General features: G+C 76.0%; 27 protein-coding genes. 10 read left to right on the forward strand and 17 right to left on the reverse strand.

Features of this window, described 5'->3' with window-relative positions; genetic code table 11:
- Positions 1–4 precede the first annotated feature (4 nt).
- The gene (locus ACVMYR_RS00235) at positions 5–2,173 is read right to left on the reverse strand and encodes a diguanylate cyclase (protein ID WP_457120817.1); all 2,169 of its coding nucleotides are present in this window, start codon (positions 2,171–2,173) and stop codon (positions 5–7) included.
- An 83-nt stretch (positions 2,174–2,256) separates the two neighbouring features.
- On the opposite strand from ACVMYR_RS00235, the gene ACVMYR_RS00240 reads away from it, so the two are divergent.
- From ACVMYR_RS00240 to ACVMYR_RS00250, 3 genes are all read left to right on the forward strand, one after another.
- On the forward strand, positions 2,257–2,943 hold the full coding sequence (locus ACVMYR_RS00240) for a 5-formyltetrahydrofolate cyclo-ligase (protein WP_077936020.1): 687 nt from the start codon (positions 2,257–2,259) through the stop codon (positions 2,941–2,943).
- A 39-nt stretch (positions 2,944–2,982) separates the two neighbouring features.
- Positions 2,983–3,408: an FmdB family zinc ribbon protein gene (locus ACVMYR_RS00245; RefSeq protein WP_457120818.1), complete on the forward strand. Its 426-nt coding sequence runs from the start codon at positions 2,983–2,985 to the stop codon at positions 3,406–3,408.
- A 236-nt stretch (positions 3,409–3,644) separates the two neighbouring features.
- On the forward strand, positions 3,645–4,160 hold the full coding sequence (locus tag ACVMYR_RS00250) for a flagellar biosynthesis protein FlgA (RefSeq protein ID WP_091283184.1): 516 nt from the start codon (positions 3,645–3,647) through the stop codon (positions 4,158–4,160).
- A gap of 133 nt (positions 4,161–4,293) precedes the next feature.
- On the opposite strand, the gene ACVMYR_RS00255 is transcribed toward ACVMYR_RS00250, so the two are convergent.
- Entirely contained in the window at positions 4,294–4,479 is a 186-nt protein-coding gene (locus tag ACVMYR_RS00255; RefSeq protein WP_074477079.1) for a hypothetical protein, read from the reverse strand.
- Between the two features lie 66 nt (positions 4,480–4,545).
- Here ACVMYR_RS00255 and ACVMYR_RS00260 point away from each other — a divergent pair, with 66 nt between their 5' ends.
- Positions 4,546–4,899 carry a hypothetical protein gene (locus ACVMYR_RS00260; protein ID WP_363633893.1) on the forward strand — a complete coding sequence of 118 codons (354 nt, stop codon included), beginning with the start codon at positions 4,546–4,548 and terminating at the stop codon, positions 4,897–4,899.
- A 158-nt stretch (positions 4,900–5,057) separates the two neighbouring features.
- Here the strand turns inward: ACVMYR_RS00260 and ACVMYR_RS00265 are convergent, their stop codons facing one another.
- Positions 5,058–5,540 carry a DUF2231 domain-containing protein gene (locus ACVMYR_RS00265; protein ID WP_043963920.1) on the reverse strand — a complete coding sequence of 161 codons (483 nt, stop codon included), beginning with the start codon at positions 5,538–5,540 and terminating at the stop codon, positions 5,058–5,060.
- Between the two features lie 126 nt (positions 5,541–5,666).
- Between ACVMYR_RS00265 and ACVMYR_RS00270 the strand changes: the two genes are divergently transcribed.
- Together ACVMYR_RS00270 and ACVMYR_RS00275 are read left to right on the forward strand one after the other, a co-directional pair.
- Entirely contained in the window at positions 5,667–6,095 is a 429-nt protein-coding gene (locus ACVMYR_RS00270) for a Fur family transcriptional regulator (protein ID WP_077938262.1), read from the forward strand.
- A gap of 54 nt (positions 6,096–6,149) precedes the next feature.
- A complete protein-coding gene (locus ACVMYR_RS00275; protein ID WP_457120819.1) occupies positions 6,150–7,001 on the forward strand; it encodes an oxygenase MpaB family protein in 852 nt (283 codons plus the stop codon).
- A 236-nt stretch (positions 7,002–7,237) separates the two neighbouring features.
- On the opposite strand, the gene ACVMYR_RS00280 is transcribed toward ACVMYR_RS00275, so the two are convergent.
- The 11 genes from ACVMYR_RS00280 to ACVMYR_RS00330 form a co-directional block, all read right to left on the reverse strand.
- Complete coding sequence (locus ACVMYR_RS00280) at positions 7,238–8,059, reverse strand: RecB family exonuclease (protein ID WP_457121271.1); 822 nt, start codon at positions 8,057–8,059, stop codon at positions 7,238–7,240.
- 280 nt (positions 8,060–8,339) lie between these two features.
- Entirely contained in the window at positions 8,340–8,954 is a 615-nt protein-coding gene (locus ACVMYR_RS00285) for a MarC family protein (protein WP_043961761.1), read from the reverse strand.
- 32 nt (positions 8,955–8,986) lie between these two features.
- Positions 8,987–9,868 (reverse strand): PHP domain-containing protein, encoded by an 882-nt coding sequence (locus ACVMYR_RS00290; protein WP_363633894.1) that lies wholly within the window; start codon positions 9,866–9,868, stop codon positions 8,987–8,989.
- Positions 9,869–9,957: 89 nt separating this feature from the next.
- A complete protein-coding gene (locus ACVMYR_RS00295) occupies positions 9,958–11,190 on the reverse strand; it encodes a hypothetical protein (protein WP_457120820.1) in 1,233 nt (410 codons plus the stop codon).
- 56 nt (positions 11,191–11,246) lie between these two features.
- Entirely contained in the window at positions 11,247–12,071 is an 825-nt protein-coding gene (locus ACVMYR_RS00300; RefSeq protein ID WP_457120821.1) for a SigE family RNA polymerase sigma factor, read from the reverse strand.
- Between the two features lie 106 nt (positions 12,072–12,177).
- On the reverse strand, positions 12,178–13,056 hold the full coding sequence (locus ACVMYR_RS00305) for a PH domain-containing protein (protein ID WP_077936015.1): 879 nt from the start codon (positions 13,054–13,056) through the stop codon (positions 12,178–12,180).
- A 6-nt stretch (positions 13,057–13,062) separates the two neighbouring features.
- Positions 13,063–13,221, reverse strand: a complete 159-nt coding sequence (locus tag ACVMYR_RS00310; RefSeq protein ID WP_165878125.1) for a hypothetical protein — start codon at positions 13,219–13,221, stop codon at positions 13,063–13,065.
- Positions 13,222–13,354: 133 nt separating this feature from the next.
- The gene (locus ACVMYR_RS00315) at positions 13,355–14,050 is read right to left on the reverse strand and encodes a DUF6758 family protein (protein WP_308102618.1); all 696 of its coding nucleotides are present in this window, start codon (positions 14,048–14,050) and stop codon (positions 13,355–13,357) included.
- A gap of 208 nt (positions 14,051–14,258) precedes the next feature.
- Positions 14,259–14,882, reverse strand: coding sequence for a TrmH family RNA methyltransferase (locus ACVMYR_RS00320; RefSeq protein WP_396791475.1), 624 nt, complete (start codon positions 14,880–14,882; stop codon positions 14,259–14,261).
- A gap of 77 nt (positions 14,883–14,959) precedes the next feature.
- Positions 14,960–15,487, reverse strand: a complete 528-nt coding sequence (locus tag ACVMYR_RS00325; RefSeq protein ID WP_431893063.1) for a hypothetical protein — start codon at positions 15,485–15,487, stop codon at positions 14,960–14,962.
- Between the two features lie 72 nt (positions 15,488–15,559).
- Entirely contained in the window at positions 15,560–16,075 is a 516-nt protein-coding gene (locus tag ACVMYR_RS00330; protein ID WP_077936013.1) for a MaoC family dehydratase, read from the reverse strand.
- Between the two features lie 552 nt (positions 16,076–16,627).
- Between ACVMYR_RS00330 and trxA the strand changes: the two genes are divergently transcribed.
- From trxA to ACVMYR_RS00345, 3 genes are all read left to right on the forward strand, one after another.
- Complete coding sequence (gene trxA, locus ACVMYR_RS00335; RefSeq protein ID WP_043961753.1) at positions 16,628–16,990, forward strand: thioredoxin; 363 nt, start codon at positions 16,628–16,630, stop codon at positions 16,988–16,990.
- A 178-nt stretch (positions 16,991–17,168) separates the two neighbouring features.
- Positions 17,169–17,609, forward strand: a complete 441-nt coding sequence (locus ACVMYR_RS00340; RefSeq protein WP_431893065.1) for a hypothetical protein — start codon at positions 17,169–17,171, stop codon at positions 17,607–17,609.
- Entirely contained in the window at positions 17,606–18,544 is a 939-nt protein-coding gene (locus tag ACVMYR_RS00345; RefSeq protein ID WP_457120822.1) for an MFS transporter permease, read from the forward strand. The genes ACVMYR_RS00340 and ACVMYR_RS00345 overlap by 4 nt, the downstream gene beginning before the upstream one ends.
- Here ACVMYR_RS00345 and ACVMYR_RS00350 read toward each other — a convergent pair.
- From ACVMYR_RS00350 to ACVMYR_RS00360, 3 genes are all read right to left on the reverse strand, one after another.
- Positions 18,443–19,927, reverse strand: a complete 1,485-nt coding sequence (locus ACVMYR_RS00350) for a hypothetical protein (protein WP_457120823.1) — start codon at positions 19,925–19,927, stop codon at positions 18,443–18,445. The two genes, ACVMYR_RS00345 and ACVMYR_RS00350, sit on opposite strands and share 102 nt — an antisense overlap.
- Positions 19,924–21,831, reverse strand: a complete 1,908-nt coding sequence (locus ACVMYR_RS00355) for a dynamin family protein (protein ID WP_457121272.1) — start codon at positions 21,829–21,831, stop codon at positions 19,924–19,926. The genes ACVMYR_RS00350 and ACVMYR_RS00355 overlap by 4 nt, the downstream gene beginning before the upstream one ends.
- A 107-nt stretch (positions 21,832–21,938) precedes the next feature.
- Entirely contained in the window at positions 21,939–22,826 is an 888-nt protein-coding gene (locus ACVMYR_RS00360) for an IniB N-terminal domain-containing protein (protein WP_457120824.1), read from the reverse strand.
- Between the two features lie 327 nt (positions 22,827–23,153).
- Between ACVMYR_RS00360 and ACVMYR_RS00365 the strand changes: the two genes are divergently transcribed.
- Positions 23,154–24,467: an Hsp70 family protein gene (locus ACVMYR_RS00365; protein ID WP_457120825.1), complete on the forward strand. Its 1,314-nt coding sequence runs from the start codon at positions 23,154–23,156 to the stop codon at positions 24,465–24,467.

Raw genomic sequence — 24,467 nt, forward strand, 5'->3', positions numbered from 1 at the left:
GAGACTATCGGCCAAGGCCGTGTTGCGACGGGTGAGGACCGGAAGACGCGCCGCCGGCCCGGGGCAGGCCGTCGGCCGGGCTGACCGAACCGGCCGGCACGGCCAGTTCCTCCACCGGCGGCCAGGGCCGCGCCTCGGCCAGCCGCCAGGTGTCCCGGCCCGCCGCCTTCGCCGCGTACAGGGCGTCGTCGGCCGCGTCGAGGACCTGCTCGCCGGTGGAGGCATGGTCCGGGTAGACGGCGATGCCGACGGAGACGGTCACCCGGATCCGCGCCCCGCCGCCCGAGTCCACCGGGACGGGGGTGTCCCGGGTCGCCGCGCCGAGCCGTTCGGCGACGATCGCCGCGCCCCGCGCGTCGGTTTCCGGCAGCAGCACCACGAACTCCTCCCCTCCCTGGCGGAAGGCCAGGTCCACCTCGCGGATCTCGCCCCGCACCCGGCGGGCGAACTCGACGAGCACGGCGTCCCCGGCGGCGTGCCCCCAGGTGTCGTTGACCTCCTTGAACCGGTCCAGGTCCAGGGCGAGGACGCTCAGCATCCGGCCGAACCGGCTGGCCCGCTCCACTTCCCGGCGGATCGACTCGCGCAGGTAGCGGTAGTTCCACAACCCGGTGAGCGGGTCGGTCAGCGACAACCGCTGGGCCTCCTCGTGCAGCCGCACGTTGTCGACCGCCACCGCCGCGTGCCCGGCGAAGGTCCGCAGGGTCTCCAGGTCGGCGTCGTCGAACTCGTCCCCGCCGAGCCGGTCGTAGAGGACCAGCACGCCGAGCGCCGCCGCCGAGCCGCCGGGCGTGCCCGGGTCCACGCCGGACCGGATGCCCGGGTCGGCCGGGCCGCCGGGGGCGGCGAAGGGCACCGCGACGTACGTCTCGCAGCGCGGCTCCCCGGCGGCCTCCGCCACCGGGTCGGCCCGTCCCCGGCGCGGCTGGCCGGTCGCCGCCACCGCGCCGACGATCCCCGCGCCGACGGGCACCCGCAGGCCGGCCGCGCCGACGGCATCCGCCTCCGCACCGGCGTCGGGCGACCAGCGCCCGTCGAGCCCCTCGGCGCACCGGCCGACCAGGACGCCGCCGTCGACCAGCAGCACCGCACCGGCCCGCGCCCCGGTGGCCGCGATCGCGCTGTGCAGGATGACCCGCAGGATCCGTTGCAGGTCGTGGGTGCTGGCCAGGGTGTCGCCGAGCACGGCGAGGTGGCCGCGCAGCTGGTCCCGGCTGCTGGTGAGCGCCTGCACGTAGATGCCGGTCTCCCGGGTCATCCGGTTGAACGCGCCGGCCAGCCGGCCCAGCTCGTCGCGGCTGCGCACCGGCACCCGGGTGGCGAGGTCGCCGTGGGCCACCCGGTCCGCCGCGCCGGCCAGCTCCACGAGCGGGCGGGTGGTGACCCGGGCCAGCCGCCAGGCGGCGGCCACCGCCAGCAGCCCGGCCAGCAGCACCGCGCCGACCAGCGCCGCGTACAGGTCGGGGGGCTGCTCGCTGGGGACGGAGAGCACCAGCGGCAGCGGCTGGCCCGGCGCGGGGAGGACGCGGCGGACGTACCGGCCATCGCCGGTGGCGGCGACCCGGTCGCCGGCGGCCCGGCGCGCGGCGGCGAGCACCCCGTCGCGTACGGCCGGGGCCTCGGTGGTGTGCGCGACCCCGACGGAGCCGGGCGCGCCGTCGAGGAGGGTGACCGCGACGCCGGTGACCGCCGCGAGCCGCGCGACGAGGCCCGGGTCGACCGGCTGGGCGGTGACGACCGCGCCCAGGTCGCCGCCGGCCCGGTCGCGCAGCGCCACCCGGGCGGCGAGCGCCGCGACCGGCCCGGCGGCCGGGTCGGCGGCACCGCAGTCCCGCCAGGGCGCGGCCGGGGCGCCGGGGGTGGCGTAGGTCGGGACGCCGGCCACGTCGGTGACGAGCACGGCGGCGGCGAGGCCCCGGCCGACCACCTGACCGGCCGTGCCCGCCCGCCCGGCCGCGTCGGGGGCCAGGGCGACCGCGTCGGCCGCCGCGCGAAGCTGCTGGCAGAGGGCGTCGACCGAGGTACGCACGGTCGCGGCGGCCAGGCCGAGCCGCTCGGCCGCCCGGTTGCGGTCGACGGTCGTCATGGTCAGGCCGACGAAGAACGCCCCGAGCAGGACCGGGCCGAGCACCACCGTGAGGAAGGCCGCCGTCAACCGCCCGCGTAGCGTCAACGCTCCCCCCGGAAGTTCCGCGCCCGATGTAGCGATGCTGACACAGTGCGACCGCGAGACAAACGTTGCGTCAGGAGTGTTGCGTGCCGGATTTTTCTGATGAAGCGGAAGTGACCCACGAGGCGAAGCGGCAGGCGCGGGTGGAGCTGCTCGCCCGCCGCCGCGCGCTGCCCGCCCCGACGCGGGCGGCGGCCGCGGCGCGCGTCCGGGCCGCCCTGACCGATCTGGTACGCCGGCTGCGCCCGGCCCGGGTCACCGCGTACGTCCCCGTCGGCTCGGAGCCGGGCGGGCCGGAGCTGCCGGAGGCGCTGCGCGCGGCGCTGCCGCCGGGCGGCGAGCTGCTGCTGCCGGTGCTCCGGGACGACCTCGACCTGGACTGGGCGGCGTACACCGGGCCGGGCTGCCTCGTCGCGGCCGGACGCGGCCTGCGGGAGCCGACGGGTCCCCGGCTCGGCCGGGCGGCGGTCGCCGACGCGCGGCTGGTGGTGGTGCCCGCCCTGGCGGTGGACCGGCGCGGGCGGCGGCTGGGGCGCGGCGGCGGCAGCTACGACCGGGCGCTGGCCCGCGTCGGCACGGACGCCCTGACGGTGGCCCTGCTGCACGACGGCGAGCTGGTCGCGCGGCTGCCCGCCGAGCCGCACGACCGGCCCGTCCGCGCGGTGGTGAGCCCCTCCGGCGGGCTGCGTACGCTGACGGGCGACTCCGTGTCGGTCCGGGCACTTCCGCTGGACGAACCCGGGTCCGATGACGCACCATTGGCACTCGAATGAGTCGAGTGCCAACCGGCTGTGCCAGATCCGGAGGAGACCGTGCCCACGTACCAGTACGCCTGCACCGAGTGCGGCCAGCAGCTCGAGGCGGTGCAGTCCTTCTCTGACGAGCCGCTGACCGAGTGCCCGGCGTGTGCGGGGCGGCTGCGCAAGGTGTTCAACTCCGTCGGCATCGTCTTCAAGGGCTCGGGCTTCTACCGCACCGACTCCCGCTCCGGCTCGGACGCGGCCAAGAACGGCTCGGGCAAGCCGGCCGCCTCGGAGTCGTCCTCCGGCGGCGACTCCGGCTCGTCGGGCACGTCGGGCGGCTCGTCCGCCAACTCCTCGGCGTCGTCGGGCTCGTCCGGGTCCTCGGGTTCGGCGTCGGGCTCCTCGGGGGCCTCCGGTTCGTCGGGGTCGTCGGGGTCGTCGGGCTCGTCCTCGTCGGGCGGCACGGCCAAGGCCCCCGCCTCCAGCGCCTCCTGACGGCAACGGCTCCGGACATAGGAGATCTTGAAAGAAGCGGGCCCCTCCGGGGGCCGGAATCTTCCAAGATTCACGCCGTGGCCGTGCCATAGCAGATCATCGGCCCGGGTGGGGGTTGTCCACAGGCCGCCTCGTTGTCCACAGGTCCCGGCCCGGGCCGGGCGGGACGGCCCCCGCGCGGCCTAACCTGCTGCTCCCGGCACCGCACTGGTGCCGGGGGCGGGCGGGAGGGCCGGATGGGGAACGCCGGGGCGGACACGGGATCACTGCGGCCGCTGCGCCGGCCCCGACTGCCGGGGCGGGCGACGCTGCTGCGCGCCGCGCTGGTCGCCGCCCTTCTCGGGCTCGCCGCGGCGGTCCTGCACACCCCGTCCGGCTGCCCGCCGCCGACCGGCGACCGCTCCCCCGGCCCCGCCGCTCCACCGCCCGCCGAGGCGGCTTCCGATCCCGCCGCGTCGCCGGCCGCCCTGCCGCTGCCCGACGGGGCGGTGGGGGTGCCGATCCGGCTGGCCGAGCCGGCCGCGCTCGCGGTCGTCCGCCCCGGGGCCCGGGTCGACCTGCTCGCCGTACCGGCCGGTCGACAGGCCGGCGACGCCGACCTGCTGGCACCCCGGGCGCTGGTGCTCGATGTGGTCGGGGCCGGCGCGACCGACGGCTCCTCGGCGCTCTACCTGGCGCTGCGGCCCGAGCAGGCGCACCGCGCCGTCGGGCTCCCGGAGGGCAGCCGCTTCGCGATCGTGGTGCGGGGATGACGCCCCTGCCGGCCGACCGGTCGGGCACAGCCGGCCCGGGGAGCCGGCCGCAGGCTCCGGCGCGGGGGGCCGGCCGTCAACTCCGGTGCGGGGGTGGGCCGCCGTCACCTCCGATGCGGTGCCTCGGCGGCGCTCAGCTCCAGTGCGGGGGGCGCTCGGCGAGCAGCCAGTCGTCGTTGCCGCCGGACGTCTCGCCCCAGCCCCGGTCCGTGTCGTCGGCCGTCTGCTCGGGCAGCACCACGAAGTCCTCACTCAGGTCGACGGCGCGGTCGTCGTCGCCGCGCGCCTGCGCCCCCGGGTCGATGCTCACGAGCGGCAAGACTACCCGGGTTCCGGCCCGCGTCCGACCGGCCACCCGGCCGGACGGTTGGTAGCGTCGGTCGGCGTGACCACGCCCAGCGGTGACCGCCCCGAGGACGACTACTGGCGTCGCCCGCCCGACCCGGCCGACGGCGGCGGCGCGACCGACGACCTGCCGCGCCCACCGGGGCCCGGCCCGGCCGGCGTCGACCCGCCCACCGGCTACGGCGGGCCGCCGCCCACCACGCCGCCGCCACCCGGGTGGCGTCCCCCGCTGCACGTGCGGGCCGCGCCGCCCCGCCAGCTGCCGCCGCAGGACATGGCCGGGCTGGACGCGGTCGAGCAGCAGGCCCAGCACGTCACCTGGGGCGTCGGCGCGGTCGCCGGCGTGGTGCTGCTGGCCCTGCTCTGCCTGCTCTGCTCGCGGGCGTTCCGCTGACCGCGGCTCCCGGGCGTCCGCTGACCGTTCGCGTGGTCCGCTGACCGCTCGTGGGCGTTCCGCTGGCCCTTCCGCGTGTCCGCTGACCGCTTCGGGCGTCCGCTGGCCGCGCGGCCCGGGCCGGCTGACCTGCGCCGTCCGGCCCGGGCCGCGTCGGCTCAGAGCACCCGACCCCAGGCCGCCTCGGCGCCGGAGTCCCCGGTGAGGAAGACGTAGACCAGCGAGGCCACGCCCAGCACGACCACCACGACCGTCAGCAGCAGGGGCGCCCAGGACGGCAGCCGGGAGACCCGGTCGTCGTTGCGGGTCACCAGCAGCAGGGCGATGGCGGCCACGGCGAGCCCCACGGTGAACCAGAGCAGCGTCTCGGCGTACTCCGAATGCTCGTGGATCTGCGCGAGCAGGGCCTGGTCGAAGCCCTTCTCCTCGAACGCTTCCTCTAGTGCCTCGCCCGTCTCGGTCGACACCCAGGTGACGATCGGGGTCAGCACCGCGAGGCCGGCCACCGCCCAGCCCAGCCGGGGACGCCACCTCGGCACCAGCCCGTACGCGCTGGCCAGCAACGCGAGTAGTGGCACGAACACCACCGCCGCGTGGATCACCAGGATGTGGCTTGGCAGCCCGTTGATCTCCCTGAACACCGACACCTCCGGCCGTGGACGTGATCCCCGCGGCGTCAGCGTACGCCGCCCCCGCGGCTGTGGCCCGGACCACCCAGGTCAGGAGCTCGCTTGTCGCCCGGTGCACCCCATGCTGTCATTGACCTCATGTCCGGTGGCGAGGAACTGCTGCGGTCGAGGGGCCTGCGGGTCACCCGGCCGCGCCTCGCCGTGCTGGACGTCCTCTCCGCCGGCGGGCACCTGGAGGTCGACGAGATCACCCGGCGGGTGCGGGAACGCCTCGACTCCGTCTCCACCCAGGCCGTGTACGACGTCCTCGGCGCGCTGTCCCGCGCCGGGCTGTCCCGCCGGATCGAGCCGGCCGGCAGTCCCGCCCGGTACGAGGCGCGGGCCGGCGACAACCACCACCACGTGGTCTGCCGGGGCTGCGGCGAGATCGCCGACATCGACTGCGCGGTAGGCGAGAAGCCCTGCCTCGACCCGAACATCGCCCACGGCTTCGAGGTGGACGAGGCGGAGGTCACCTTCTGGGGGCTCTGCCCGACCTGCCAGGCCCGCCGCAGCGCCGACGACTGACACCGCCCTCCCGCCCCGTCCGGGCACGCGGCCGGGCGTGGCACCCTTGGTCGGGTGGACTCCGATGACCTCGGCCTGTTCGGTCCGGGATCGGTCACGTGGAAGGTGCACGAGGAGCCGATCCTGATCGTCGCCGGCCTGCGCTCGCTCTACCTCCAGGCGCTGCACCCCCGGGCCATGGCCGGGGTGGCCCAGAACAGCAACTACCGCACCGACGCGTGGGGCCGGCTGGTCCGGACGGCCACCTACGTCGCCACCACCATCTACGGCACCACGGCCGAGGCCGAGGCCGCCGGGGCCCGGCTGCGGCGGCTGCACGGCCGGATGCGGGCCACCGACCCGGACACCGGGGAGGAGTTCCGGATCGACGAGCCGGAGCTGCTGCGCTGGGTGCACGTCACCGAGGTCGAGTCGTTCCTGAGCACCGCCCGCCGGGCCGGGCTGCCGCTGACCGACGCGGAGGTCGACGGCTACTACACCGAGCAGCGCCGGGCGGCGGCCCTGGTCGGGCTGGACCCGGCGGACGTGCCCGGCACGGCGGCCGAGGTCGCGGACTACTACCGGCAGATCCGGCCGGCGCTGCGAATGACCCGGGAGGCGGCGGAGACGGCCGTCTTCCTCACCGCCCCGCCCCTGCCGTGGAAGCTCAACCTCCCGGCCCGGGTCGGGTTGAACCTCGGGCCGGCCCGGCTGGCGTACTTCGGCGTCGCCGGCACCGCGTTCGCGCTGCTGCCGCCCTGGGCCCGCCGGCTGTACGGCGGCCTGGGGCTGCCGACCACCGAACTGTCGGCCGACCTGACCGTCCGCGCCCTGCGGCTGGCGCTGACGGCCCTGCCGCAGCGCTGGCGGGAGGGGCCGTTGCAGCAGGCGGCGAAGGAACGGGCCGCCCGCCTGACTCCGCGCTGACCGGTCGGGGCCCGCCGCGGGCCGGCCTCGGGCGGGCGGGCCCGCTCGGCCCCGGGCCTGCCCGGGGCCGAGGGCTCGGCGTCATGTCGCCGACATGGCGGCATCCCGCCGCTCGGATACCGCCATCAGCCCGACATGACACGCCCGCCCCGCGCCGCCCCGCGCCCGCCCCGCGCGCCCGAGGTCGATCGGGCCGGCCCGGGCCGGCGGGCCCGCCGGCCCGGGCCAGGCCGGGGTCAGTCCCGGCGGTCCATGGCCGCCCAGGGATCCTTCCCCGGTGTCTGCGCGCCCGCAGGGCAGGTGCGGCGGTAGTCGCACCAGCCGCAGCGCGGCCCCGGCTCGGCCGGGAAGGCGTCGTCCGGGTCGGACCCGTCGGCGACGGCCCGCTCGGCGGCCATGATGTCCCGCGCCGTCTCCTCGGCGCGGGTGACCTGCCGGGCCAGCGACTCGACGGTGTGCTCGTGGGCGGCGATCGTGCCGGTGGGCAGATGGTGCAGCTCGACCCGGCGGCACGGCCGACGGAACACCCGCTCGGCGGCGTACGCGTAGAGCGCCAACGCCTGCGAGCCGCGCGCGTCGTCGGCGTCCAGCCCCGTGCGGCCGGTCTTGTAGTCGACGATGACCAGCTCCGGCCCGCTCGCGCCAGGGCGGAGGTCGATCCGGTCGGCGCGCCCGTTGAACGCCAGCACCGCCGTCCTGACCGCCACCACCCGCTCGACGCCGACCGGGTCTTCCTGCGTGTCCAGCGTCTCGGCGTAGGACTCCAGCCAGGCCAACGCCCGCCGGTACGCGTCGCGCTCCTGCTCGTCGTCGCGGAACCCGTCGCGTACCCAGGTGCCCCGCAGCAGCCCGGCGAGCGCCTCCGGGCGGCGGCGGTCGGCGGGCAGGGCATACCAGTTCTTCAGGGCGTTGTGCACGCTCGCGCCCAGCGAGTTGTGGGCCCACGGCGGGCCCTTCGGCGGCGCGGGCCGGTCCACGTACGAGTAGCGGTAGCGGCGGGGGCAGTCCGCGTACGCGCCGAGCTTGCTGGGGGTGCAGACGAACAGCCGCTCCGGCATGCCGTCGAAGCCGAGCTGCTCGGGCTGGGCGGCCGGGCGGGACTGGGCGGCGCGGGGGCGCGGGGTCCGGCCCGCCCCGGCGGCGGGTCGACCGGCGGGGCGGCCGGATGAGGAGGCTGGTCGCACCCCGCGATCCTGCCACCCGGTTACGACAGCCGCTCCGACCCGCCCGGCGGGTCGCACCGCCGGATCAGTCACGACCGGGCACCGGCTCCGGCCGGGCGCGGGCACGGATCGGGCCCGCCCGCCGCCCCGGCTCAGGCCACGCCCGCGCCCGGGGTCAGGTCGCGCTCGTGTACTGGGTGACGAAGGCCGCGATGGCGTCGGCGATGAGCTGCACCGCGATCGCGGCGAGCAGCAGGCCGGCGATGCGGGTGAGCACCTCGATCCCGCCCGGGCGCAGGATCTTGACGATCCCGCCGGAGAAGCGCAGCACCACCCAGACGGTGAGCATCACCGCCACGATGGCCGCGGCGATGGCGCCGTAGTCGAGCGCCCGGTCGGCCTGCTGGACGAAGAGCATGGTCGCCACGATCGCGCCCGGTCCGGCCAGCAGCGGGGTGCCCAGCGGCACCAGGGCGATGTTCGAGGTGGCCTGCTGGGTGGGGTCGTCGGCCTTGCCGGTCAGCAGTTCCAGCGCGACGAGGATCAGCAGCAGCCCGCCGGCCGCCTGGAGCGCCGGCAGGTCGACGTGCAGATACGCGAGGAGGGTCTGCCCGGCCACGGCGAAGACCACGATCACGCCGAGCGCCAGGGCCACCGCCTGCCAGGCGGCCCGGTTGCGGTCCCGGGCGGCCAGGGGGCCGGTGAGCGCGAGGAAGATCGGCATCATGCCCGGCGGGTCGACGATGACCAGCAGGGTCACGAAGACCTCACCGAAGAGCTTCAGATCCACCCGGAGAGGGTAGCCGCGCAGGTGGAGGCGGATCAGGCCGAAGCGACGGGGGTCACGCCGGTGGCCTCGGCCACGATCCGCCCGTACGCCTCGGGCGAGGTGGTGAACGCGCCGAGCCGGACGGTCTTGTGCGTGCCGTGGAAGTCCGACGAGCCGGTGACGAACAGGCCCAGCTCGGCGGCGAGCGCCCGCACGTGCGCCCGCTCGGCCGGGGAATGGTCCTCGTGGTCGGCCTCCAGGCCGGCGAGCCCGGCCGCCGCCAGCTCGACGATCAGCTCGTCGGGCACGATCCGGCCGCGCCGGCTCGCCCTCGGGTGGGCGAACACGGGCACGCCGCCCGCAGCCCGCACCAGCCGGACCGCCCGGAACACGTCGATGTCGTCCTTGGGCAGCCGGTACCGCTCGCCCAGCCACTCCGGCCCGAACGCCTCGGTGGTGGTGGCCACCAGCCCGGCGCGGATGAGAGCCTGGGCGATGTGCGGGCGACCCACCGTCCCGCCGCCCGCCCCGGCCAGGATCTCCGGCCAGCTCAGCTCGACGCCGTCGGCGCGCAGCAGCGCCACGATGCGTTCCCCGCGCACCTCGCGGGCGGCCCGCACCCGGGCCAGCTCCGCGCCCAGCTCCGGCTCCGCCGGGTCGAAGAGGTACGCGAGCAGGTGCAGCGCCACCGGCGGGTCGGCACCGTGCCAGCGGCAGGAGATCTCCGCGCCCCGGACCAGGGTGAGGCCGGGCGGCAACGCGGCCACGGCGGGCGCCCACCCGGCGGTGGTGTCGTGGTCGGTGATCGCCACGACGTCCAGGCCGGCCTCGCCGGCCGCCCGGACCAGCTCGGCCGGCGTGAGGGTGCCGTCGCTGGCCGTCGAGTGGGCGTGCAGGTCGATCCGGGCGGCGGCCGGCACCGGGGGCGGGGTCATCGCCCGACGCTATCGGTGCCGCCGGCCGGTCAGGGTGCCGGGTCGACGCCGCCGGCCTGCCAGGGTGCCGGGTCGGTGCCGCCGGCCGGTCAGGGTGCCGGGTCGGTGACGATCACCGGCCGGCCGGCCGGCTCGACGCCGGTCAACGGGCTGGCGGCGGCCCGCTCTCCGGCGACCACGCGGTCGGGCCGCACCGGCACCAGCCCGCCCCGGGCGTCGGCATACCAGGCGGTGCCGGCCGGCGTCCAGCACACCGCGCCGGCCAGCGTCGGGCCGGCGGGACGGGCGACCAACGTGCCGCCGAGGGTGGCGAGGTCGACCAGGAGCGCCCCGGTGGCGTCGGACGAGCCGGTGCGGCCGTTCAGCAGCAGCCAGCGGCCGTCGGCGGAGACCCCGCCCAGCCCGTCGGAGCTGAGGGTCGGCCCGCAGGCCGAGCGGATGGTCGCCAGCGCCCGGTTGGGGTCGAGCAGCGCCAGGCAGGGGCGTCGGGGCGTGCCGGCGGAGACGAGGCCGACGAGCCGGCCGTCCGGCAGCGCCCCGTGGACGGCGAGGACGTCGCGCCAGCCGGCGGTGGGGAGCCCGCCCGCGGCCGGATGCCAGAGCGCGTACCCGGGTCGGGCCGGATCGCGGCGCACCAGGACGGAGTTGCCGGCGAAGCCGACCGGCACGGCCGCGCCGGGCGCCGTCGTGCCGGCGACCGCGACGAGCTTGTCGCCGACGATCCCGGCGATGGAGAGCCGGTCGCCGTCGCGCCAGGCGACCTGGCCGCCGTCGGGGGCGACGGCGATCGCCTCCGCGCCGGCGAGCAGCACCCTGGTGCTGCCGTCGGCGTGCACGGACAGCAGGGCCCGGCCGGCGACGGTGGGCGCGCCCACCACCAGCCAACCCCCCTTGTCCGGTACGCGCTGCGCCCGGTCGGCGTCGGCCACCCCGAGGGGGATGTTCGTGTTCCCGGCGGTGTAGAGGGTGCCGTCGACGACCAGGTCGACCGCGCCGCCGGCCGGCCCGAGGGCCGCTCGGGGTGATCCGCCCGACGGGCTCGGCACCGGTTCCGGGACCGTCCAGGAGGAGCCGCGCGGGTCGCCGAGCACCACGGTCGGCGGGGTGGGCTGGGTTGCCTGGGGGCTGAGCTGCACCACGCCGGCGCTGACCAGCACCGTGGCCATCCCGGCCAGGACGGTGCCGGTGACGACCCGGCGGCGGCGTGTCCGGGTGGCCCGCCGGATGGCCAGGCCGGCCGGGTCCACGGTGCACGGCAGCGGCGCGGCGGCCTGCCGGGAGAGGGTCTCCCGGAGCGCACGCTCCAGCTCGTCCGCCGTCACGACTGTTGGACGCGCGGGAACGGGCGTCCGGTTGTCACCGGGACCGGCCACCCCGCTCACCTCCGCTCCGCGCCGACGGCCTCGGCCGGCACCGGGGCACCGACGGGCTCGACGGGCACCGGGAGCGGCGCGCCGCCGGCCGGGGCGGGACGAGGACCGGCTCCGCTCGTGGTGGACGCGGCGGGCGCCCCCGCCCGGGCCGGGCGCGGCGCGGTGGGCACCGTCGGGGCGGGACGGGACGGGGTCGCCGGGGCCGGACGGGCGGCGGCGGGTTCGGCCTGTCGGGCGGGCCGGAGGCGGGCGGCCTCCGCGGGCCGCGTCCGGGGGGCGGGACGGTTGCCCGCCCGCCCGTCGGGCTGCGGCGCGGCGTCGGTCAGGTCGAGGGCGGCCTGTGCGCCGAGCCGTCGGCGCAGGGTGGCCAGCGCCCGGGAGGTCTGGCTCTTCACGGTGCCCGGCGAGATCTCCAGCAGCGCGGCGGTCTGCGCCTCCGACATGTCCTCGTAGAAGCGCAGCACCAGCACCGCACGCTGCCGGCTGGGCAGCGCCCTGAGCTGCCGCCACAGCACGTCCCGGTCGAGCTGCTGCTCGATCTCGTCGACCCCGGCGCGTTCGGGCAGCACCTCGGTCGGCCGCTCACCGTGCCAGCGCCGCCGCCACCAGCTCGTCGACGTGTTGACCATGACGCGGCGCGCGTACGGCTCGATCGCCTCGATGCCGCCGAGCCGCTTGCAGGCGAGGTAGGTCTTGGTCAGCGCGGTCTGGAGCAGGTCCTCGGCCGTGGCCCAGTCGCCGGTCAGCAGGTATGCGGTGCGCAGCAGCGCCCCGGAGCGGGCCGCGACGAACTCGCGGAACTCCTCCTCCAGCGGGTCTTTCGCGGCCACCGCTCACCTCCCGCACCCCCGTGCCTGCATGGCAGGTTGTCATGCCGGGGGCGGACCGGGCGACGGCGAAAGGTGCGGGCTTCCTCCGATGTTCGGACGGAAAGTTTCACGCCCCGTCGTCGGCCTTGGCCTCGTCCGCCTCCTTGCCCAGTCGGGCCTCGACTGCCTGCGGCTCGTACATCTCCTCGACGACGCGCAGGTAGAGCTCGTTCGGGTTGGGCAGGTTCTTGATCTCGCGGAGCGCCTGGTCCTGGCCGGCGGACTCCAGCACGAACGTGCCGTAGTTGAGGGCGCGGCCGGTGGGGCTCTGCTCGTATTTCATGTCGGTGACCCGGGCGAGCGGCATCATCGCCACCTTGCGGGTGACGATGCCGTTGACCACCATGACCCGCTTGTTGGTCAGGATGAACCGGTCGTACCACCAGTCGGCGACCTTCCAGGCCACCCAGCCCATCACGGCGAACCAGAGCAGCACCGCGATGGTGGTCAGCGCGCCCACGTCCCGCCCGGCGAGGAAGCCGGAGAGGTAGCCGAGGACGAAGGTCGCCCCGATGCCCACCAGGATCGGCGTGGTCAGGTGGATCCAGTGCCGCTTCCACTCGCCCCGGTAGCGCTCGGTGGGGAAGAGGTAGCGCGCCACCAGCGAGCTGGGCTCGTCCTCCAGCGGCAGGACCCGTCGGGGGCCGAGCGGCATGCCGGAGGCGTCGACCCGCAGCCCGGCGAGCTCCTCTTCGGAGATCTGCGGCGGCTGGTAGTCGGCCTCCGGATCGCGGACCCAGGCCCGCCCGGAGCGCGCCTGGCCGCCGAAGGGACCGTCGCCGTAGCCGGCGTCGTCGGAGAAGGGCGGACCGTCGGAGAAGCCCTGCCCCGGGCCTGAGCCCGGAACGTCGTCGGGCCTGACCCGGGGGATCGGCTCCGTGTCTCGGTCCCGGCGCTCCCGGTCGGGGTCGTCGGGGTCGAACGGCGGACCGGAGGGGCTGCCCATCGGCGGTTAGGCGATGAGGCTGGTGAAGAAGTCGCCGAACCCCTGGGCGATGTCCATGATGCCGCCGCCGATCGACTTGAAGACGTCTGCGGCGGAGTTCGGCCGGTACGCAACAAAGAAGATCAAGAATGCGATACCGGCCCAGGTGAGGACCTTCTTGACCATGGCGGGCCATCCTCTCGCGCGGCGCCGGGTCCATTTACCGCAGCGGCACCCAGAGTATCAGTAAGGTGTCGTACAGTGAATCTCTGCGTCCGTTCTCCGACAGAACGGGAGACTTGCCAAGCCTCTCGGCTAGTCAGGCCTTCCCGTGCAGGTACGGAGACGGAGCGCCGTACACGAGCTCGGACGGCGTCCACTCTGTGAGGTCGTGCAGCTCCACGTCCTCGGCGAGCAAATGCCCCGCACTCGCCGGCCAGGCTATCGCATGAAGCCACAATCCCCGAGCCTCGCCGGCGTACGCGCTTCGATCCGTCGGAGAATTCACGAGCCACAGTGGAGTCGGGTGGCCGGCGACACGGATCCTGGCCTGCCCGACATGCCCCGGATGCCCGGGGCCGGGATCGTCCAGCGCCTCGGCGAGTTGCGGGCCCGGGTCGGGGCCGGCCATGCCGGCGAACCGGGTGCCCAGCCCGACGCCCGGCTCCTCGGCCACGAACACCAGGTCGGCCGGGCCGCCGCCGAGCGGCTCGGGCCCGGCGAAGGCCACGACGGTGGCGCGCACCCCGGCGCGCTCGTCCCCGGCGTACGCCACGCCGGTGAGGGTCCAGCCGGGCGGCATGGGCCACGGGCACCAGACCGGCGTGGCGGGGCCGTCGGGGGGCCCGGCGGCGGCGACCCGGCCCACGACGCTGGCCACGATCTCCGCGCCGATGTGCTCGGGGACGTGCAGCGGCGGCACGGGGCCGCAGCGCGCGCACCGCCACTCCGTGTGCATCAGGTCCGGCTCCCGGACGGATCCACCACACCTGGGGCAACTCACCGCGACACTCACGTTTCCACCGTCGCCCCGGCTCGCCGCCCAGTCAAGTGGAGCGGCCGAATCCCCGGCGCGTCGCCCCCGCCGGCCTGCCCCGGTCCGGAAGGGAACGGGCCCCGCCATGTCGCCGACATCGAGCGGTCCGGGAGCCCTGGACACCGCCATGTCGCCGACACGGCGGCACGACCGACCGACGGGCAGAGCGCGGCGGGCGGGGCGGAGGTCAGGCGGGCGGCGGGCCGGCGTGGGCGCGGATCCAGGCGTGCATGGCGATGCCGCTGGCCACCCCGGCGTTGATCGACCGGGTCGAGCCGTACTGGGCGATGGAGAAGAGCTGGTCGCAGGCCGACCGGGCGGCCTCGGACAGCCCCGGTCCCTCCTGGCCGAACAGCAGCGCGCAGCGGCGCGGCAGGCTCGTCGTCTCCAGCGCCCGGGAGCCGGGCAGGTTGTCGATGCCCACCACCGGCAGGTCCCGGTCCCCGGCCCAGGCGGCGAACTCCTCGATCGTCTCGTGGTGCCGGACATGCTGGTACCGGTCGGTCACCATGGCGCCCCGTCGGTTCCACCGCCGCCGCCCCACGATGTGCACCTCGGCCGCCAGGAAGGCGTTGGCGTTGCGGACCACGGTGCCGATGTTGAGGTCGTGCTGCCAGTTCTCGATCGCCACGTGGAAGTCGTGCCGACGCCGGTCGAGGTCGGCCACCACGGCCTCCCGCCGCCAGTACCGGTACCGGTCCACGACGTTGCGCCGGTCGCCCTCGGCGAGCAGCTGCGGGTCGTAGCGCGGGTCGGCCGGGGGGTCGCCGGCCCACGGGCCCACGCCGACCTCAAGCTGATCACCGGTCACGGTCTCCAGAGGGTACGGACCCCCCGGTCGCCCCGCAGCGTCGGGTGCGCCGGGCCACCCGGCCGGGTCGGGCGGGGTCAGCCGAGGCCGAGGGCCCCGCCGAGCCGGTCGAGGAACCGCCGGTCGGCCGGCGTCACGCCCCCGCCCGCCGGGGCCCCGGGGGTGGCCCGGCGGACCCGGGCCGCCACCGACTGCACCCACTGCCGGTACGCGGCCGAGTCGGCGGGGTCGGCCCGCCGACGCAGCACCCGGACCGTGGCGCGGCAGGCGGCCAGCAGGTCGACCAGGTCGGTGAGCCGGTCCTCGGGGGCGGTCGCCCCGTCGTGCCGGGCGTAGATGGCGGCGACCACGGCGCGGACCAGGTCGCTGTCGGAGGCACGCCCGGCGGCCACGGCGTCGAGGCCGGCCAGCCCGGCGACGACGCCCCGGGACGGGCCGCCGGGGTCGGGTGCGGCGGCGGCCACGAGCACCCGGCCGGGCAGGCCGGTGAGCAGGTCCCACTCGGCGGCGGAGTAGGCGGCGGTGGTCAGCGGTGCGGCGCGGCGGCCGGCAGAGGGCGGCTCTCCGGCGACGGAGTGGCTCATGGGGACCTCCGGCGCCAGCATATGACCCCGTACGGCGCGTCGGGCCCCTTCGCCGCAACCGCGCGGCGCGGGCCCGCCCGCGCCCGGGTGGGGTCAGCGCGGCTCGGGGAAGCTCGGCCGCTCCGGGTCGACGCCCTCGGGCACGGTCGCGGCCGCGTATGCCTGCTTGGGGACCATCACCCGGCGGCGGAAGACGCAGACCATGGTGCCGTCCTGCTTGTAGCCGCGGGTCTCCACCGACACCACGCCCCGGTCGGGCTTCGAGGAGGACTCGCGCTTGTCCAGGACGGTGGTCTCGCCGTAGATGGTGTCGCCGTGGAAGGTCGGGGCGACGTGCCGCAGCGACTCGACCTCCAGGTTCGCGATGGCCTTGCCGCTGACGTCGGGCACGGACAGGCCGAGCAGCAGGGAGTAGACGTAGTTGCCGACCACCACGTTGCGGCCGAACTGGCTCGCCGACTCGGCGTAGTGCGCGTCGAGGTGCAGGGGGTGGTGGTTCATGGTGAGCAGGCAGAAGAGGTGGTCGTCGTACTCGGTGACGGTCTTACCCGGCCAGTGCCGGTAGACCGCGCCGACCTCGAACTCCTCGTAGTAGCGGCCGAACTGCATCGGGGTCCCCTCCACGGGCGGGCGACGGAGTTCGGGCCAGCATGCCTTATCGAGGGTTAAGGCGGGGCCGCGGGCCGCAGCCGGGCGAGGAAATGTCACACCGGCCGCGCTCCCGGGGGGAGACGCAATGAGCGGCGGGGCCCTCCCCGGCACCCGCCGCCCACGCTCTGATGGGGAAGATTCTGCCGCACGACGAGGCCCGATCAACAGAGACCGGCGTCACATTTATCTTTTCGTAACAATACGAAGAGTGACGATCATGAAGTGTGGGAGCGATCACCGCAGGTCGAATCGCCGCTAGTCAGGCATCAGATCATCGAAGTTGATCAGCAATCGGGGCCTCCACCTGTGGAAACGCTCCCATCACGTCCCGTCACGCAAATGCGTCATGCAAGTGCACCCGGCAAGGCTGCCGGCAACAGATATGAATCGATACGCTGACACCCCGTCCCCCGGCCCCGCCGGGTTTCGGGGGCGGACGCCCGGGAATGCGCCGGGTCCCGTCCTGGTTCCAGGAGGCGTACGTGATTCCGCGGTGATCGGAGAGTCCACATGGCAACCGTTGAGCTGACCACGGCGAACTTCGACGAGGTGGCGGGCGGCGACGGCATCGTCCTCGTCGACTTCTGGGCGGAGTGGTGCGGCCCGTGCAAGCGGTTCGCCCCGGTCTACGAGCGCTCCTCCGACAAGCACCCCGACATCGTCTTCGGCAAGGTCGACACCGAGGCCCAGCAGGAGCTCGGCGCGAAGTTCGACATCCGCTCGATCCCGACGATCATGGCGATCCGGGACGGTGTGATCGTCTTCGCCCAGCCGGGGGCGCTGCCCGAGTCGGCTCTGGAGAACCTCATCGAGCAGGTCCAGGGCCTCGACATGGACGACGTCCGCAAGAAGCTGGCCGAGCACAAGCACTGAACGCCGGGCACCACCGAGCCCGCGCAGCCGGCGGCCGGACCCCACCCGGGGCCCGGCCGCCGCCGCGTCACCGGCCCTTCGGCGGGCGGCACCGGCCCCGCGTCACCGGTACGGTTGGGGCACGCCACCCGACGGAGGGACCCGAAGGGCGCCCTTCATCCCGTACCGTCGGAAACCGATGGAAACGCTGACCCGCCGGGGCCGGGGGGCCCGACTGGCCGCCACCGCGCTCGGCCTCGTCGTGTTGCTGGCCGGCACCGTCCGGGGCAGCGACGACGACTTCCCGTTCGGGCCGTTCCGGATGTACTCCACGTCCGACCCGCCGGACGCCGCCGCCCCCGACACCCGCGTCGAGGGCGTCGACCGCACCGGCGCCGTGGTCGACCTGGGCCAGGACGCCACCGGCATCCGCCGGGCCGAGATCGAGGGCCAGCAGAGCCGGTACGTCGAGGACCCCGCCCGGCTGCGCCGGGTCGCCGACGCGTACGCCGAACGCCACCCCGACGCCGCCGCGCTGGTCGAGGTGCGCATCGTGATCCGCTGGTACGGCATCGCCGACGCCCGGCCGACCGGGCGCTGGACCGACGAGACCGTGGTGAGCTGGCGGGCGGACGGGTGACCCGCTGGCTGACCGAGGCGGTCCCCCGGGGCCGGGTGGCCGCCTTCCGCACCCTGGTCTACCTCTTCGTCGCCGCCGACCTGGTGTTCTTCACCCCCTGGGTACGCGCCCGCGCGAGCGTCCCCGGCGACCTCTACCAGCCGCTGCTCGTCGGGCGGGTGCTCCCGCTGCCGACCCCCACCCCGGCGCTGGTCGGCGTGATCTTCTGGGTGCTGCTGGCCCTCGCCCTGCTCGCCGCGACAGGCCGGGCCCACCGCCTGCTCGGCTGGTCGGTCTTCGCGCTCTACCTGGAGTGGATGATCATCGCGATGAGCTACGGCAAGGTCGACCACGACCGGTTCGGCCTGCTCGTCGCGCTCGCCGCGCTGCCCACCGCCGGCCGGGCCCGGCACGGCGACCCGACCCGCACCGAGGCGGGTGGCTGGGCGCTGCGGGTCACCCAGATCGCGGTGATCTGCACCTATTTCCTGGCCGCCTTCGCGAAGTTCCGGTTCGGTGGCCTCGACTGGGCCACCGGCTCGGTGCTCGCCAAGGCGATCATCCGGCGCGGCACCGACCTGGCCGATCTGATCGCCGGCGTGCCCCACCTGCTGCTCGTGGCGCAGTTCGGCATCCTCGCCTTCGAACTGCTCAGCCCGGTGGTCTTCGTGCTGCCGGCCCGCGCCCGGCTGGCCACGGTGGGCTTCTTCTACTCGTTCCACGTGGTCACCATGGCGACGATCACCATCTCGTTCGCCCCGCACCTGGTGGCCATGGCCAGCTTCCTGCCGCTGGAGCGGGTACGCCCCGTGGCCTGGCTGCGCCGGCTCGGCGGGGGCGGGCCGGCGGGACGGCTACGCCGGGGTGGACCGGCGGGGCGGCCCGGCCAGCTCGACGATCAGCCCCTCGCAGCTGCGGGCGACGACCTCCGCCCCGCGCCGCTGCACCAGCCGTAGGGTCGGATCCTCCGCGCGCTCCCGCCACCGCCACTGCGCGTCGACGGCCAGCTCCCACAGCTGCCGCGCGGTCGCGTCGTGCTCCGCCCCGAGCCGGGCCGCCGGCGCGGTGCCCTCGCCGCCGACCAGCCGCTGTGCTTCGGCGGCCGGCTCGGCGGCGAACCCGACCCGGCCCGCGCGCAGCGCCGCGAGCAGGCGCAGCTCCGCGAACTCGTGCGCGCCGGCCACGATCCGCTCCACGACGCCGAGCAGTTCGCCGGTGCCGGGGCCGGGCTCCGCGCGCAGCAGCCCCTCCACGGCCACCAGCGCCGACCGGGCCTTCAGGGTGCCCTGCCGGTCGACGAAGAGGCGGTTGACCGACTCCCGCAGCTCGGTGAGGCCGCTGCGCCGGATCAGCTCGGTGGAGAGCTTCACCCGGCTGTCGCAGCCGGTGCGGACCAGCGTGGTGGCCAGTCGGACGCCGAACAGCCCCAGCCGCTCCAGCAACGCGGCCCGCGCGTCGGCGGAGAGGCCCACGGGCAGTCCGGCCCGGACGAACCGGTCGGCGGAGAGGAGGTGCGCGTCCAGCTCCGGGCGCGGCACCCGGGCCAGCTCCGCCAGCGCGGCGAAGTCCGCCTCGCCCAGCGTCCGGCCGGCCAGGCCCACGGTGCCGCTGCACGCGAGCGCGTGCACGCAGCGGGCGGCCACCCGGGGGTCGCGCTGCTGCCGCCGGACGAGCTGCCGGGCGGTCAGCAGCGCGTCGATCCGCCCGCCGCCGGTCTCGTCGGCGCGCGAGCGCACCAGGAGCACGTGCACCGCGCCGGCCTGGCCGACGATCCCGTCCCGCTCGGAATCCAGTGCCCGCAGGTCGCTGTCGCGGCCGTCGCGGGTCAGGTAGAGCAGGGCGTCGGCGTCGCGCAGGGCCCGCTCGACCACCGGGGCGCGCCCCTGCTCGTCCGGGTCGGCGACGGCGGGCGTGTCGATGAGGGTGAGCTGGCGCAGGGCCCGGGTCGGCCACCGCACGACGAGGTCCCGCAGCTCGCCGGGCCGCCAGCCGGGCCCGTCGACCCGCAGGCCGGTCGCCGACCGGGTCACCGCCAGCTCCTGCGGCACGCCGTCGGTCGACCAGGCGGTGGCCCCCGGGGCGGGCCCGTCCTCGTACCAGGTGAAGGTGTCCTCGCCGTCGACCCCGGCGACCGGCGCGACCTGCTCCCCCATGATGGCGTTCAGCAGCGTCGACTTCCCGGACCGCCAGCCGCCGGCGACGGCGACCCGCAGCGGCTCCTCCAGCCTGGCCAGCTCGTGCCGCAGCCGGTCGGCGGCCCAGGGGTGGTCCCGGTAGTGGTGCAGGGCCTCGTGCAGCAGGGCCCACACCGCATCCTCCAGCCCCCGCCCGGACGTCATGCCGGCTGCTCCAGCAGCACCGGGCCGGCGCCGCGCCCGGCTGTCAGCCCCTGGGCCTGCTCGTGCAGCCGCGCCAGCCGGGCCATCCTCGCCCGGATCTCCCGCTGCCGGCGGTCGCGGGCCGCCGCGTCGGTGTCGGCGGCCTGCTTCGCGCTGCGCAGCGACTGGACGATGTCCTCCTGCAGCTCCTCGGTCAGTGCGGTGAAGTGGTTACGCAGCAGCCGCTGCACCTGGCGCGCCGTGTCCCGGCAGTCCTTCGTCACCCGGAGGAAGAACTCGTCGACGTGCCGCTGGACCGCCGTCTTCGCCGCCGACTGCCGGTGCCGCAGGTGCTGCCGGCTCTCGTCGCGGATGGCCTTGCCCCCGAGCAGCGCGCCGAACCCGACCGACACCGGATTGATCATCGGCATCCCCGCCAGGGTCAGCGCGAGCCCGCACATCAGCATCCCGCCGTACGAGCCCTTCATGCCGCTGAGCACCTTCTGGGTGACGGTGAACCGGTCGATCGCCGGCCGCTCGAAGTGCGGCAGCCGCTCGGCGGGGTCCTCCGGCACCGCCGTCGACCACTCCGGCAGCGCGTCGTGGCCGTACCGGCCGAAGTGGGCGGCCACCCGGCGGGCGGTCCAGTCGCAGCGGCGGACCAGCCACTCGCGGTTCTCCCGCGCCGCCGCCGCGAGGCTGCGCTCCAGCCATTCCTCGAAGACGTCCCAGCCGGTCAGCGGGTCGGCCGTGTCGAACGCCGTGTCGACCTCGCGCAGGATCTGCCGGGTCCGCTCCCGCAGGTCGTACTCGATGTCGGAGAGCAGGTCGGTCATCTCGTCCGACAGCGTGTTCTGCCAGCGGGTGGAGCAGCGCCGCAGCTCGTCCACCTCGCGCTGGGCGGCGTGCAGCCGGGAGATCGGCCCGGCCTGCTCCTCGACCTGCTGGCTGTCCAGCTCGGCGCGCAGCGGGGCAGCGAGCTGCTCGACGACCGTGCGGGCGAGCATGGTGACGGCCGTACGGGCCAGCGCGTCGCCCTTGCCGGCGAGGTCCCGGCGGAGCCGGGCGATCAGCACGGGAAAGCCCGACTCGGCGTTGAGCGGGTGGTCGTCGGCGACGGCCGCCCGCAGCCGCAACGCCGCCGAGACCGGGATCAGCGCGGCCGGTACGCCGGCCTCGTGCAGGTGCTGCCGGTTGCGCTCGGCGACCGCCCGCCAGTCGGGCACCAGGTCGGTCTTGGTCTGCACCACCGCCACGTTCGGGTGCGACCGGGTGAGGTGCAGCAGCAGGTTCAGCTCGGCGACGGAGAGCTCCCGGGTGGAGTCGGAGACCAGCAGCACGAGGTCGGCCCGGTGCAGCGCGGCCTCCGGCGTGCCGGAGGCGGGGATCGTGCCGTCGCCGGCCGGGGTGTCCACGAGCACCAGACCGTCGGCGAGCAACGCCCGGGGGACGCCCACCTCGACGTGGGCCGGGCCGGTGCCGCGCGCGATAGTCCCGGCGACGCCGGCGGCGAGCCGGTCCAGCGGCAGCGGCGTCCGCTCGGCGGCCGGGGACACGGCCGGGACCGCCGCGTAGGGCGCGACGGAGGACCCGGCGGAGGCCAGGGCGGCGGCCCCGTCCGAGCCGGCGGGCCGCTCGCGCTGAACCGGGTGCCGGACCACGGCGGCGCAGGCTGTCTCGGCGTGCCGCACCACCGTCGGCAGGACGGTGGTGCGGCCGTCGCCGACCGGGCAGACCTGCGCGGTGACGACAGCATTGACCAGTTGGCTCTTGCCCTGGCCCGGCTCGCCGACGACCAGCACACGCAGCGCCGGCTCGAGCAGTTGGACCCGTTTGTGGTGGACCGTGCGGAGCAGGTCGGCACGCCCGTGGGCGGTGCAGGTCCGGGCGATTTCGTCGAGCACGTCCAGCCAGATTCCCGCCATCACGGGACCAAGTGTGCCGATTGCGGAGAAATTATCAAGAGGTGATGAACGATGGACCGGGCCGGGGCACCCCCTCGTGCCCCGGTCCCGTCCGCCGCCGGGGCCGCTCAGAACAGCCCGTCGCCCAGCCCGAGCAGGCCGGAGTCGGTGCCGGCGGGCGCGCCGCCGTGGCCGCCCGTCACACCACCGGTGATGCCACCGACCGCGCCCGTGACGCCACCCAGCGTCCCGGAAACCGTGTCGTCCGCGTGGTCGGTCACCCCCGACACGGCGCCGGGCACGTCGACCGGCGGCACCACGCCACCCGCGCCGCCGGGCAGGCCCAGGCCACCCAGGGCGTCGTCGACGCCGATCGAGTCGACGAGCCCACCGACCTGACCGTGGACGCCAGGCAGGACGCCGCCGAGGTCCCCGTCGAGCAGGTCGGAGTCGTCCAGGCCCCCCGCGTCCGGCGCGCCCGGCAGGCCGTCGACCGCGCCGGTGACGCCCCCGACCACCGGGTCCACGGTCGCGTCGAGGCCCGGCACCACCCCGTCGTCGAGGGTGTGCGCCACGTCGCCCACCCCGGTCAGGTCGGTGTCCAGGCCGCCGCGCCCGACGCCCAGCCCGACCCCCGGCAGCACGGTCACCCCGGCCGAGACCGTGGCCGGGTCCACGGCGATGGTGCCCAGCACCCCGGCCTTGACGTCCACCCCGGCCGAGGAACCGGTGACGCCGATCTGCTGCGCCACGTGTTGCAACTGGCCCACCGCGTCGGTGGCGTCAGCCGGCAGCGGGTCGAGGCCGAACTGCGCCGCCGGAGCCAGCGAGGTGAGTCCCTGCACCGGCGCGTAGTCGACCACCAGCGGCACCACGTCCTGGACGTCGGCGGCGGTGATGTCCTGCAGCCCGGCCGCCTGCAACGCGCCCTCCGGGTCCAGGTCGAAGGCCGACCGGGCATCGGGGTCGGTCAGCAGGTTGAGCACGAAGTCGTGCAGGGTCTGGTTCGGTTCCATGAGCCGCTTCTCCTCGGACGTGTCGCCGGCGTCGACCGGGCGTCGACAGTGACCGGCGTCGACGGACGTCGACCGTGACCGGTGACGCTACGGACGGAGCCGACGACGGGCATCGGGGAACGACCCGAAACCGCCCCCGCCGGATCGGGGCCCCACCCCCGCCGTCCGTTAGGGGGATGGGGGGAATCCGGCAGCCCGAAGTTAGGGTCCCGGTTCAGCTTCGATCTCTGGTACGAACGTATGAACCCACGGGGTCTGCCGGGCCGGGGCACCGCACGTCCCGACACCGTCGCCGCCGGTCGGCCAACTCCTGGTGAGGAAGAGACGATGCCGTACGTCCTGGGAATAGACATCGGGAACACCACGACCACCGCCAGCGTCGTCCGGCGACGGGGCATCGACTGGGCGCACCCCGAGGCCGTCGCGCTGGACGCCGGGGCAGCCACCGTCCCCTCCGTGCTGCGCCTGTCCGCCCACGGTGACCTCACCGTCGGCGCGTCCACCTCCGACGGTGGCGGTCGCGCCGTGCGCGGCTTCGTCCGCCGCGTCGGCGACGACGTGCCCGTGGTGCTCGGCGGCGAGGCGTACCCGGCGCAGACCCTGACGGCGATGCTGGCCGGCTGGGTGGTGGAGCAGGTGCGGGCCACCGAGGGCGGCCCGGCCGAGGCCGTGGTGGTGAGCCACCCGGCGGGCTGGGGCCCGCACCGGCGGGAGCTGCTGCGGCGCGCGCTGTGGGAGTTCGAGGTGCCCGGGGTGACGCTGCTGCCCTGCCCGGTGACGGTCGCCGAGGGGCACGCCGCGCGGGGGTTCGCCGGCGACCTCGCGGCCGTGTACGCGCTCGGCGGGGAGACCTTCGAGGGCGCGCTGGTCCGGCGGAACGACGACGGCACGTACGCGCCCCTCGGCCTGCCGCTGGGCCTTCCCGGCTGCGGCGGGGCGGAGTTCGTCGCGGAGCTGACCGACCACGTCCGGGCCGTGCTGGCGCGGGAGCTGTCCGCCCTCGACGGGCAGTGGGCCGACGCCGCGGCGCGGGAGCTGCCGTCGGCGTGCGAACGGGCCGTCCACGAGCTGTCCGTCGCCCCGCAGGCCGACGTGGTGCTGGACCTGCCGACCGGGCCCGCGCGGGTGCCGGTGAGCCGCGCGGAGTTCGAGGAGATGATCCGACCCGCCGTACGGGCGACCGTCGACCTGCTGCTGCGGGCCGTCCACAGTGCCGGGCTGGAGCCGGCGCGCCTCGACGGCGTCCTGCTCGCCGGCGGCGCCACCCGGGTTCCGCTGGTCGCCGAGCTGCTCCACGTTTCCCTGCCGGGCCCGGTGCAGGTCGCCCCCGATCCCCAGCTGGTCGCGGCGGCCGGGGCGGCGCTGGCCGCGCGCCAGGTGGTCGCGCCCCGGCCCCGCGTGCCGGCCCCGCGACCCGGGGCCGAGCCGGTGGGGGTCGCCGGGGTCCGGGTGGGCAGGGCGGCGGCGGTCGCCCGGGTGCCGGCCGGAGGGCGCGGCCCCCGGCACGACGAGCACGGCGACGACGGGTTCCCGGGCGCGCCACCGCCCCGGCCCCCGGTCCGGATCGCCCCACTGGAGCTGCCGAGAGCGTCCCGCCTGGCGTCGCTGCGCCGGCGTGGCCGCGAGGGAAGCGTACGATGA

Source organism: Micromonospora sp. PTRAS2, assembly GCF_054052245.1.